Origin of the sequence: Phaeobacter gallaeciensis (assembly GCF_001678945.1) — a bacterium.
Classification (GTDB): Bacteria; Pseudomonadota; Alphaproteobacteria; order Rhodobacterales; family Rhodobacteraceae; genus Phycobacter; species Phycobacter gallaeciensis_A.
The window spans coordinates 3,074,304-3,085,821 of record NZ_CP015124.1; the positions used below are offsets into that span (position 1 = coordinate 3,074,304).

Below are 11,518 nucleotides of genomic sequence, written 5' to 3' on the forward strand. Positions count from 1 at the left end.
ACGAAGCGATGGCAGCAAATATCATTGACGGCAAGGCCTTTGCGGCCAAGGTCCGCGGTCAGGTCGGCGAACATGTGGCGCGCCTGAAGGAAGAGCACGGCATCACCCCCGGTCTGGCGGTTGTGCTGGTGGGCGAGGATCCGGCGAGCCAGGTCTATGTCCGCTCCAAGGGCAAGCAGACCGTCGAGGTCGGCATGAACTCCTACGAGCACAAGTTGGAGGCGGAAACCTCCGAAGCCGACCTGCTGGCGCTGATCGATCAGCTGAACAATGATCCCGCTGTGCATGGTATTCTGGTGCAGCTGCCGCTGCCCGGTCACCTGGACGAGGATCTGGTGATCAACGCCATCGACCCGGCCAAGGACGTGGACGGCTTCCATATCTCCAACGTCGGCCTTCTGGGCACCGGCCAGAAATCCATGGTGCCCTGCACGCCGCTGGGCTGTCTGATGATGCTGCGTGATTATCACGGCAGCCTGTCGGGCATGGACGCGGTGGTGATCGGCCGCTCCAATATCGTGGGCAAACCGATGGCGCAGCTGCTGCTGGGTGACAGCTGCACCGTGACCATCGCGCACAGCCGCACCAAGGATCTGCCCGATGTGGTGCGCCGCGCCGATATCGTGGTGGCCGCCGTCGGGCGCCCGGAAATGGTGCCCGGCGACTGGATCAAGGAAGGCGCTACTGTGATCGACGTTGGTATCAACCGCATCGACGCCCCCGAAAAGGGCGAAGGCAAGACCCGCCTTGTCGGTGACGTGCATTTCGAAAGCGCCGCGGCCCGCGCCGGTGCCATCACCCCGGTGCCGGGTGGTGTCGGTCCGATGACCATCGCTTGCTTGTTGGCCAACACGGTCACCGCCTGCTGCCGGGCCAACGGTCTGGCAGAGCCGGAAGGTCTGACCGCCTGATTGCTTTGATACTCTGACGCTTTTGTCAGCTGCACCCGCCGGACTGTTTCGGCGGGTGTTCTGCTGTTTGGTCTCTGGTGGGGCAGGATTTTATTTGGCGACCGGCACCATGGTGCCTTGCAGGATCGCCACCAGCTTTTCTTCCTCACCGGTGATGGCATGGACTTCGCAGGTGGCCACGACCAGCCGCCGCCCGGGTTTCACCACGGTGCCGGTGGCCCGCAGGCGATCCCCAGCGCCGGGCGCCAGCAGGTTGATCTTAATTTCTGCGGTCATCACTTCCTGATCCTCGGGCATCAGGGACAGCGCCGCGTATCCTGCTGCGGTATCGCCGATGGCAAAGGTCAACGCCGCGTGGGCGACGCCGTGCTGTTGCAGGCTGCTGGGCAGGATGGGGGCGGAGACCACAACCTTGCCTGGCGACACGGAATCCAGCGTGGCGCCAAGGGTCTGCATCATGCTTTGGCGGGCGAAACTGTCTGATATGCGATCTGTGCTCATGCCGCGATCATACGGCCTGCAGGGACCGGTGGGAACAAGACGTTGCGTTAGCGGGGCCGGTCTAGCGGGGGCAGCCTAGCGGGGCATTGGGCAGGGCAGGGGTTTTGGTCCGGTCAGGATCGCAATCGCTTCGGACGCCATCAGTCCCGCAAGGGCAGGATCACTGCTGCGCAGCCCACCGGTATAGGTGCCAAAGGCGGGCAGGATCAGTCGGGTGCGATCCAGCAGAAAGGCGGGGCGGGCACTGCCCCGGCGTAGCCGCGCCTTGGGGTGGTAATGGCCCGAGATCTCTCCGGCTTCGGCGTCACCCTCGGCAATATGGCGAAAGGTGAGCGGTCCAAGGCGCATCTCGGTGCAGGAGCGACCGCCAAATCCCGCAGGACCCGGATCGTGGTTGCCCTCCACCCAGATCCAGTCCTGTGCGGCGATCAGGCTGCGCAGGTCCTGCACGTCCTCTGGAGGCAGCGCCTGGGCGGCGGCCAGATCGTCGAAACTGTCGCCAAGGCAGAGCAGGGTTTCGGGCTGGAGTTGCCGGATCAGCGCCGCCAGCCGCGCCAGTGTATCGCGGGTCTCATACGGAGGCAGGGGAGCGCCGCCGCGCCGCAGGTGACGTTCGGATTTGCCCATATGCAGGTCCGAGACACAAAGCAGTCGCCGCTCTGCCCACCAGAGCGCGCCGCTGCCAAGCGCGGTGAGCCGTGCGCCTGCCAGTGTGAAATCATAGCCGACCAAGGCGCCCTGAAATCCTGCCGGATCGTTCATGAATCCAGCTCCGCGAGGCCCGAGGTGCGCATCAGCTCTTCGGCTTCGCGCTCCAGAAGTTTCTGTGCCCCAGCGCCCTGAACCGGCACCTTTCCCATTTCCAACAGTAAAGGCGCGGCCAGCGGGCTGATCCGCTCAAGTCGCCGCAGGGTCACGCGGCCCCGGATGCGGTCGGCCATTTCCTCGATACGGGCAAAATCCACCAGCCCGCTCAGCGCTTCGTCGCGGGTGATATCCAGCAGCAGGTGATCGGGATCGTATTTGCGCAGCGTGTCATAGAGGATATCGGACGAAAACGTCGCCTGCCGCCCGGATTTGCGGGCGCCGGGGCTGTTGCGTTCGATCAGCCCGGCGATGGTGGCCGCGCCGCGAAAGGCGCGTTTCATCACAGAATTTTCGGCCAGCCAGCGCTCCAGCCCGTCGCGCAGGGCGTCGGCCTCCAGCAAGGGCGCGGGGTCGGTTAGCTCGGCAAGGCCCCAGATCAGCGTGGCGTAATCTGTGGCGACAAAGCCCAGCGGATCAAGGCCCAGCTCCTCCATCCGTTTGGTCACCAGCAGCCCCAGCGTCTGCTGAGCGTTGCGTCCGGCAAAGCCATAGAGACAGGTATGTTCCCGGCCCTGATGCGGAAAGCTTTCGATCAGCATCTGCCCGGCGCGCGGCAATTCGGATACCTGGCGCTGCAGGTCCAGCCAGTCGGCGGTGTGGGCGGGCAGATCGGGCCAGTGGCCGCGCGCCAGAAGGTCCAGAATGCCCTGGCTCAATTGGGTGGAGGTGGCGAATTTGGTGCCCGAGAACACGGCGATCTTCGGCTTGCGGCCCCGGTCGCGGCTAACTTCCACTGTCATTTCGCGCAAGGATTCATAGCGCACGATCTGGCCACCGATCAGGAAGGTATCGCCGGGGGTCAATGTGGCGGCAAAGGCCTCTTCGATCTCGCCCAGCGGCTTGCCGCCGCGGCTGTGTTTCATCCGCACCTTCAGAAGGTCGGCGTCCTGAATGGTGCCGATATTCATGCGGATGCGGGCCGCCGCACGCGGATCGCGCAGCTGCCACAGGCCGTCCGGGCGCTGCAGCAGGCGCTGCCATTGGTCATAGGCGCGCAAGGCGTAACCACCGGTGGCGCAGAAATCGAGACAGGCATCGAATTCCGCGCGGCTGAGGGCGGCATAGGCGCCTGTGCTGATGACCTCGGCGAAAAGCGCATCGGCATCAAACGGCCCCGCGCAGGCGGTGATCAGGATATGCTGGCACAGTACATCGCGCGGTCCCGGTGGGCGTGGATCGCCATCAAGCCTGCCTGCCTGCACCGCCTCCAGCGCGGCGTGGCATTCGATCACTTCAAACCGGTTGGCGGGCACCAGAAGCGCTTTGGACGGGGCGTTGTAGCGGTGGTTGGCGCGCCCGATGCGTTGCACCAGCCGTTTGACGTTCTTTGGGGCGCCGATCTGGATCACCAGATCCACGTTGCCCCAGTCGATGCCCAGATCCAGCGAGCCGGTACAGACCACGGCGCGCAGCTCTCCGGCGACCATCGCGGCCTCGACCCGCTCGCGCTGCGCCCGGTCGAGCGAGCCGTGATGAATGGCGATGGGCAACGCGTCTTCATTGGCAAGCCACAGGTTGTGAAAGAAGATTTCCGCCTGTGCCCGGGTGTTGTGAAAGATCAGCGTGGTCTGATGGGCGCGGATCTGTTCCAGCACGGCAGGGATCGCATAGGCCGCGCCGCCCCCCGCCCAGGGCGGTGCCTCACTCGTGTGCAACATGGCGATATCGGGGGCGGGGCCGGGATCAGCCAGCACGATATCGCAGGGGTCCGGATGGCGCGCCAGATAGCGGGCGATGGCGGCGGGATCATCCACCGTGGCCGAAAGGCCCACCCGGCGCAGATCCGGGCAAAGGCTTTGCAGCCGCGCCAGCGCCAGCATCAGCTGATCACCGCGTTTGCTTTCGGCGAGAGCGTGGATTTCGTCGATGACGATGCGCCGCAGCCCGCCAAAGGTGCGGGCGGCATCCTCGTAAGAGACCATCAGCGCCAGGCTTTCGGGGGTGGTCAGCAGGATATGCGGCGGGTCGGCGCGCTGGCGTTTGCGGCGCGATTGCGGGGTGTCGCCGGTGCGGTCGTCAATCCGGATCGGCAGTCCCATTTCCTCGACCGGCGTGCGCAGGTTGCGTTTGATATCCGCCGCCAGCGCCTTGAGTGGTGAGACATAGAGCGTGTGCAGACCTTCGTGGCTGCCGTCCGCCAGCTCGGACAGCGTCGGTAGGAAACCGGCCATCGTCTTGCCGCCGCCGGTGGGGGCGATCAGCAGCGTGGCGGGATCGGTGGCACGGTCCAGCATGTCCTGCTGATGCGGATGGATGGACCAGCCCCGGGCGCTGAACCAGTCCAGGATCCGGGGCGGCAAGGCGGCAGTGCTATCCATAAAGGTTCCGTTTGGGGCGGCGGCGGGCAGGGCGTCAGGAGGCGCCGGGGACCTGCGCCAGCCGTGCGCTGATGGCGTTGATCTCGTCCGGGAAACGGTTGTTGCCGATATCCCCGGCTTCTTCGGTCCAGGTGACGAACCGTTCGAACAGGGGGACAAATAGGGCGAGTTCCTCTTCGCTCCAGCCCGACAGGAATTCGCCAAGAACAAGGAACTTGAACTGGCGCACGGCTTCGATGATGGCGGTGCCCCGTTCCGTCAGCTCGACCAGAGTGCGGCGGGCGTCGCGCTGGCTGACGGTGCGCTGGGCCAGCCCCCGAGCGATCAGGTCGCTGGTGAGGCGGGAGGCCCGCGACGGGTCGATGCGCAGGCGCGCGGCAACGGTGGAGACCATGACCTCTTCCTCGGCATCGTCGCTGCCAAAGGTACTCGCCGGGGCCCAGATCGCCATCATCACGTCAAGCTGGGCCAGATCGACCTCCTCGGCCAGCCCAAAGGCCGCCAGCGCCGCCGAGCCAAGCTCGCGCTTGTTCACCCGGCGCCGCCACTGTTGCAGCACGTCGTCAATCTCCAGCGCTGCCGTGCTGGTGCGGCTGTCAATCCCGGCCTCTTCCAGGAAATTCGTCAGTTCGGTGTTGCGCCCGGCTATGGTTCCATCCTCCAGGAGGTCGTCGGCCCGGGGGGCTGACAAAATTACATGCTGTTGACATGTAAATGACGTCGTCATACATGTGCTGTTATCAGATGACCTGTTTCAGGGCCGAACGCAATGCAACTGCGGAGCGGCCCCCTTTCAAATCAAGCCAGAGCAAGGATTATCACGTGAGCGGACCGATCCCAAGCACCCCCGGAGCCCTGGACGACAGAGAGCTGAAGCTGATGATCGGCGCGGTGGCCTCTGTTTTGTTCATTGCTTCGCTGGGTCAGACGGTGGTGACGACGGCGCTGCCCACGATCCTGAGCGAGCTGGGCGGATTGTCGCAGATCACCTGGGTCATTACCGCCTATCTGATGGCGGCGACCGTCGGGGCGCCGGTCTGTGGCAAGCTGGGCGACCTGTTCGGGCGCAAGCCGGTGATGCAGGGTGGCATCGTGGTGTTTCTTGTCGGCTCGCTGATCTGCGCGCTGGCACCGAACCTCTGGGTGCTGGTGGCGGGGCGGTTTGTGCAGGGCGTTGGCGGCGGCGGGCTGATCGTCGTCTCTATGGCCACTGTCGCCGATGCTGTCCCCGCCCGCGAACGGGGCCGCTATCAGGGGATGCTGGGCAGCGTCTTTGCTGCCTCGACCGTGGTCGGCCCGCTGGCGGGTGGCTTTATCGTGCAGCATTTCGCGTGGGAGTGGCTGTTCCTGCTGAACCTGCCGCTGGGGCTGGCGGCTTTTGTGGTGTTGGCCCGTTCGCTGGCCACGGTGCCGACCGGGCGGCGACCGTCGATTGACTATGCCGGCGGGCTGAGCCTGTCGCTGCTGCTTTCACTTGCGGTCATCTCAGCGAGCCTTGGCGGCTCTACCCTGCCCTGGAGCAGCGCAGAGATGCAGGGGCTGTTGATCGCGACACTGGCGGCACTGGCCGTCTTTGTGATGATCGAAAGCCGAGCCAAGGAGCCGATCCTGCCGCTCCGCCTGTTCCGGATCAACAATTTCCTGGTGTCCAATGCAGTTGGGCTGATCGTTGGCTCGGCGATGTTCGGCACCATCGTGTTTGTACCCTTTTTCATGCAGGTGGTGCGGGGCATGTCGCCGGCGCTGTCGGGGATGTTCACCTTTCCGATGATGGTCGGGATCATCCTTGGTTCTTCCATCTCGGGGCGGATCATGGTGCGGACCGGGCGGTATCGGTGGATGCCCACCGTGTCCACGCTGATCCTGGCCGGGGCGATGGCCTCCCTTGCGCAGATGGGCACCAGCACACCCGAATGGTGGATCGCGGTGTCGATGGTGCTGACCGGGCTGGGGATCGGGCCGGTGATGGCGGTTGGCGTCACTTCGATCCAGAACGCGGTGCCGCTGACCATGGTCGGCGTCGGCACCGCCAGCGCCAATATGTTCCGGATGATCGGCGGCTCTGTCGGCACGGCGGTCTTTGGAGCGGTGTTTGCCGCCGGTCTGACGCGGGAACTGGGCGGCGCCCTTGGCGGTATGAACCCGCGCAGCCTCAGCAAGGATGCCATCATGGCGATGGAGCCGGGCCTGCGCGAGGCGGTGGTGACTGGTATCGCCGAGGCGCTGCACCCGGTGTTCTGGGCAGCAACGGTGCTCGCTTGCCTTGCTTGCCTGATGTCGCTGTTCCTGGCGGAAATCCCGCTGGAGGAGCGCAGCATGAGCCGGACGGCAGAAGCGGATTAGATGCCGCCAAAAGGCAGGCCGCACAGAGCCTGATCCGGGGCGTGCTGTTTGCCGCGCCTTACTTCACGATTTCCTCGTCCTCGACAAACATGTTCGCCCAGGCCCGGTCGATCAGATCGGGGCTCATCTCGTAGGGGATGCCTTCGAAATCGCAGATCGCCATCATCTGGTCGATCAGGAACACCGGCTGGTAGTTGGCGTATACGTTGTCGATGGTGGGGTATTTCGTCTTCAGGAGATGCACCAATGTGGCTTCGTCCAGGCGCATCCCTTTCTTGCGGGCCACCAGAGCAAAGATCTTGAGGAAGTTTTCCTGATCCGGACCGTCGATCTTGATCTTGAAGAAGATCCGACGCAGCGCGGCCTGGTCAAAGATCTCGTTCGGGTGAAAGTTGGTCGAGAAGATCACCAGCGTGTCGAAGGGCACTTCGAACTTTTCGCCCGATTGCAGCGCCAGGATGTCGCGCCCCTCTTCCAGTGGCACGATCCAGCGGTTGACCAGGGCCTGTGGCGGCTCTGCCTGACGGCCAAGGTCGTCGACGATGAAGATGCCGCCAGTGGATTTCAATTGCAGCGGCGCCTGGTAGGTGCGCGCGGTCGGGTTGTAGACCAGATCCAGCATCGACAGGGACAATTCGCCGCCTGTGACCACGGTGGGCCGTTCGCATTTCACATAGCGCGTGTCGAACCGGCGCGGGCGGCGCAGGGCATTGGGGTCTTCGGCTTCTTCGGGGGCCGCGGTGTGCACGATGGGGTCATAGACAGTGATAACCTGACCGGCGTATTCGATGGCGCGCGGCACGTAGACACAATCGCCCAGGGCATCGCGGATCCCGTTCGAGATCGAGGATTTCCCGTTGCCGGGCGGGCCGTACATCAGGATCGACCGGCCGGCGCTGACGGCAGGGCCGAGGTGATCCAGCAGGCTGTCCGGCAGGATCAGATGCCCCATCGCATCTGTCAGCTGCTGCCGGGTGACCATGATGTTGCGGATCGACTGGCGCTCGACCTGTTCGCGGTAGACATCCAGCGGCACAGGCATGGCGCCGTAGTATTCGGACTGGCTGAGCGCATCGAGCGCGCGCGCGCGCCCCGCATCGGTCAGCTGATAGCCCATTTCATTGCCGCTGTTGGCGTTGAGCGTGCCGGTCGCCTCCAGCAGTTTCTGTTCGCGTGCCATGTCGACCAGTTCCTGGGTCACCGGGATCGGCAGGCACAGCGCGGCAGCGATATCGCTGACCATATCCGCGTTCTTGCGGAACATGGTTTTTAGAAGGATATCGCGCATCATCACGATGGGCAGCTGCATCTGGGCAAGCCCCTTGGGCGCGGGCGGCGCCACCACGGCGCTGGTCTGCATGTTCATGTCACGGCCTGTCTGTTCATCCTGTGCCCCTGCTACGCCTCTGCCTGGCGGGGCAGGGGACAAGAGCTGCGTTGCTGACCTCACAGTCTATTCACCACTGTGGCAAGACAACGGCAATGCTGGTGCATTTCCGGGAAAGGCGTTGCAATTTGAGCTGGATTTTAGTGACCGACAGGAGGTCTCAGCTTTGGTATCAGGCGGCTGCAGGCAGGCTGCCAAACAGGGCGCCAAGGATCAGGTAGATGGCCAATGTGCCGCCAAGGCATAGGCCCATTGGAAACTTGCTGCCGACGTTCCAGCTGCGCCAGTCGGGCGCGAGCCTGCGCAGCGGTGTGTATTTCACCAGCCTATGGGTGAAAAAGCCGGCAAGGAGATTGGCGGAAAAGATCATCATCACCGCTGGCAGATCAGCGAGCGCCACCAGCGGCGCGGCAGCCCCTGCGAATTTGGCATCCCCGGCGCCGATCATGCCGGCCGAATAGAACAGAAAGCCAAGGCCGATCCCGACGGGAAGATGCAGCAGCTGCCAGCCATAATCGGCCCAGGACGGCATCACGAAAAGCCCAACCACCACATAGACCGCGCCCAGCGTGTCATTGATCCAGTTGGGAATGCGCATGCCGCGCAGATCCGTCAGCGCCGCCGCATAGCACAGCGGCAGCACGAAGGGCAGGAACCACAGCGCGGCCTGGGCCGGGATGGCCAGATGGACCATGGATCAGCCGTTTTCGAGGGCTGCCAGCGAACGGGCTGCGGCCTCAAAATGCTGGGGATGGGTAGCGATGGCTTCGCGCAGCAGGTTCTCACCTGTCTTGACGTCGCCCTGCTTCACCGCCGACAGCGCCAACGTGTGCAGCAGTTGGGCGCGCTCTGTCTGATCGAGCGGGATCACCGGCAGGGTGTAATTGCGCTGGGCACCGCGGGCCAGAACCAAGTTGTTCTTGGCGGTGAACAGCGAGGGATCCTGACGGATGGCGTCGCTGAATAGGCGCTCGGCCTGGGCATAGCTGCCGCGCGAGAGTTTTGAATAGCCCCAGTTGTTCATCACCTTGGCTGGCTGCGTGGTGAGGCCAGTGGCGATTTCATAGAAACTGTCGGCGCGTTTCCATTCCTTGTTGGCATCCGCCACCATCGCCTCAAGCCGATACCGGCGGTAGGTTTCATGGGTGGGCGGCACGGAATCCAGCGCGGCCTTTGCGCCTTTCCAATCGCCGGTGCGGATCAGGGCGTCTGCCAGCGAGACCTTGTCTTCCACGGTCGCCTCGGGATGGGCGGCGACTTTTTTCCAGGCGCTTGCGGCCTCGGTATTGCGTTTGGCGCGGATCATCGAAGTGGCCAGTCCGCGCTGGAAATCGATCCGGTCCGGAGCGGATTTCAGCGATTTCTGGAAGTAGCTCACCGCCTCATTCGGGTCCGCCACGGTCAGCATCACATCGTTGAGGTTGTGTTCATCGACGACGTTCACGTCCTGAAACGCCCGTTCGACGGTTTCCTTGCCATCGGGTTTTACGCAGGCCGACAGGGCCAGTGCGCCGATCAGGCATGGTGTCACAAGAATTGACTGGCGCATTTTATGCGTCCTTTTGCTGCTCTGCCTTTGCGGTCTTGGAGTCAGGGCACCTTGCCAATCCGGTAGCTGCCGCCGCCTTGCCGCATCAAAGTGTAGTCGTTTCGACTTTCGTTTTGCGGATCACTATGCGCGGAATTTTCAAGATTTTCGAGAGCCCGGCGCAAATTATCCCGGATTGCGTCACTTTCGCCATTATCCAGCGCATAGGCACGGCGCAGAATTTGTGTGGCTTCCGGAGTTTTTCCGCGCTCCATCAGGACGACGCCAAGGTTGTTCAGGGCCTCAGGCCAGTCTGGCGCGGCCTTTGTTGCGCGTCGCAGCAGGGTTTCTGCCTGACCCAGACGGCCAAGCCCCAGATTGGCCGATCCCATGCTGGACAGCACCTCGGCGGTCAGCCCGTGCTCCAGCCCGGCGCGGGTAAAGGCGTCAAGGGCCAGCTCGTACTCTCCGGCATCCATCAGCCGGTGGCCGACCACCAGCCCGTCCTCGGCCTGTTTGCGGGTATCCACGCCGGGTGCCCAGGGGCTGGCGGGATCTTGATGCATAATCTGCGTATCGCAGGCCCCAACAGCAAACACCGCCATCAGCGCGGCGGCACGGATGGCGGTTTCAGAAACGTATGGGCGGTGGGGCACTGCCCTCCGCGAATTGGCCATGATCAGTTACCCATGTTGCCCATATTCAGGATGCCCTGCACCGATGGTCCGACCAGAATGATCAGCAGTGGCGGCACCGTGAGGCCCATTGTGGCAAGAGTCATTTTCACTGGCAACTTGTTTGCAGCCTCTTCGGCGCGCATCACGCGTTTGTCCCGCATTTCGTCGGCATAGACCCGCAGCGCATCGGCGATCGAGGTGCCGAAGGCCTGCGACTGGATCATCACGGTGGTGAAGGACGAAACATCCTGAACCCCGCAGCGGGTGCCCATGTCGCGCAGCACCTTTTCCCGTTCCTTGCCCGCTTTCATCTCATAGGCCACCACTTCGAACTCCTCGGCCAACGCCGGGTAGGAGGCGTGCAGCTCCTTGGCGACGCGCACGATGGACTGGTCCAGCGACTGACCTGCCTCAACGCAGACCAGCATCATGTCGAGCGCATCGGGAAAGCCTTGGGTGATCTGTTTCTTGCGCTCTTCGATACGGCGGGTGACCCAGTATTTGGGCAGCATATATCCGGCACCGCCGGGGCCAATGATGCGCAGGGCCAGCTGTTGGCTGTCAAATTCAGTGCCGGCCTTTAGCACGAAGACATAGAATAGCCCCGCGCCAAGCCCCAGAAGACCCAGGGCAAACTGGGCAAAATGGAACAGGCGCACTGAGTCCTTTGAGGCATAGCCGGCCTGACGCAGCTTCAGCTCCATCGCCGAAAGTTCCTCGGCGTTCTGTGGCTCCAGGAAAGAGGCGAATTTTTGCAGCTGTTCGTTGCGGTTGGCCTGGCGCAGGCGTTCTTTTTGCGGTTTCGCCTGCGTTTCCGGCGCCATGTTCTTTTGCAGCTTCTTCAGCGGATCCTCAGGCTGATTGAGGATCAGCGGGATCGCCAGCAGGATCATGAACAGCCCCAGAAGACCCAGCGCCAGCAGCGGACCGAAGGCACCGAACTGATCGGTCAGAAAGCCGTTGATGTCGGAAAGAATGGACATTGC

Annotated in this window: 11 protein-coding genes; 2 read left to right on the forward strand and 9 right to left on the reverse strand. The window is 63.4% G+C overall.

The features are described 5' to 3' along the window. Positions 1-8 precede the first annotated feature (8 nt). A complete protein-coding gene (gene folD / locus JL2886_RS14615) occupies positions 9-911 on the forward strand; it encodes a bifunctional methylenetetrahydrofolate dehydrogenase/methenyltetrahydrofolate cyclohydrolase FolD (RefSeq protein WP_065272681.1) in 903 nt (300 codons plus the stop codon). A 90-nt stretch (positions 912-1,001) separates the two neighbouring features. Here the strand turns inward: folD and JL2886_RS14620 are convergent, their stop codons facing one another. The 4 genes from JL2886_RS14620 to JL2886_RS14635 form a co-directional block, all read right to left on the reverse strand. Continuing rightward, on the reverse strand, positions 1,002-1,412 hold the full coding sequence (locus JL2886_RS14620; protein WP_065272682.1) for a PaaI family thioesterase: 411 nt from the start codon (positions 1,410-1,412) through the stop codon (positions 1,002-1,004). A 75-nt stretch (positions 1,413-1,487) separates the two neighbouring features. Beyond that, positions 1,488-2,144, reverse strand: a complete 657-nt coding sequence (gene pdeM / locus JL2886_RS14625) for a ligase-associated DNA damage response endonuclease PdeM (protein WP_082996170.1) — start codon at positions 2,142-2,144, stop codon at positions 1,488-1,490. Positions 2,145-2,170: 26 nt separating this feature from the next. Beyond that, the gene (locus JL2886_RS14630) at positions 2,171-4,597 is read right to left on the reverse strand and encodes a ligase-associated DNA damage response DEXH box helicase (RefSeq protein WP_065272684.1); all 2,427 of its coding nucleotides are present in this window, start codon (positions 4,595-4,597) and stop codon (positions 2,171-2,173) included. Between the two features lie 34 nt (positions 4,598-4,631). Then, positions 4,632-5,288 (reverse strand): MarR family winged helix-turn-helix transcriptional regulator, encoded by a 657-nt coding sequence (locus tag JL2886_RS14635; protein WP_165832668.1) that lies wholly within the window; start codon positions 5,286-5,288, stop codon positions 4,632-4,634. A 131-nt stretch (positions 5,289-5,419) separates the two neighbouring features. Here JL2886_RS14635 and JL2886_RS14640 point away from each other — a divergent pair, with 131 nt between their 5' ends. Further along, positions 5,420-6,940 (forward strand): MFS transporter, encoded by a 1,521-nt coding sequence (locus JL2886_RS14640; protein ID WP_065273727.1) that lies wholly within the window; start codon positions 5,420-5,422, stop codon positions 6,938-6,940. A gap of 58 nt (positions 6,941-6,998) precedes the next feature. Here the strand turns inward: JL2886_RS14640 and JL2886_RS14645 are convergent, their stop codons facing one another. The 5 genes from JL2886_RS14645 to JL2886_RS14665 all read right to left on the reverse strand — a co-directional run bounded on the left by JL2886_RS14645 (position 6,999) and on the right by JL2886_RS14665 (position 11,515). Further along, positions 6,999-8,306: an ATP-binding protein gene (locus JL2886_RS14645; RefSeq protein ID WP_065272685.1), complete on the reverse strand. Its 1,308-nt coding sequence runs from the start codon at positions 8,304-8,306 to the stop codon at positions 6,999-7,001. A 193-nt stretch (positions 8,307-8,499) separates the two neighbouring features. Then, positions 8,500-9,021, reverse strand: a complete 522-nt coding sequence (locus JL2886_RS14650; RefSeq protein WP_116560311.1) for a prepilin peptidase — start codon at positions 9,019-9,021, stop codon at positions 8,500-8,502. Between the two features lie 3 nt (positions 9,022-9,024). Beyond that, on the reverse strand, positions 9,025-9,876 hold the full coding sequence (locus JL2886_RS14655; protein WP_065272686.1) for a tetratricopeptide repeat protein: 852 nt from the start codon (positions 9,874-9,876) through the stop codon (positions 9,025-9,027). 41 nt (positions 9,877-9,917) lie between these two features. Continuing rightward, a complete protein-coding gene (locus tag JL2886_RS14660; RefSeq protein WP_082996095.1) occupies positions 9,918-10,532 on the reverse strand; it encodes a tetratricopeptide repeat protein in 615 nt (204 codons plus the stop codon). Positions 10,533-10,534: 2 nt separating this feature from the next. Then, positions 10,535-11,515: a type II secretion system F family protein gene (locus JL2886_RS14665; protein WP_065272687.1), complete on the reverse strand. Its 981-nt coding sequence runs from the start codon at positions 11,513-11,515 to the stop codon at positions 10,535-10,537. Between the last annotated feature and the right edge of the window lie 3 nt (positions 11,516-11,518).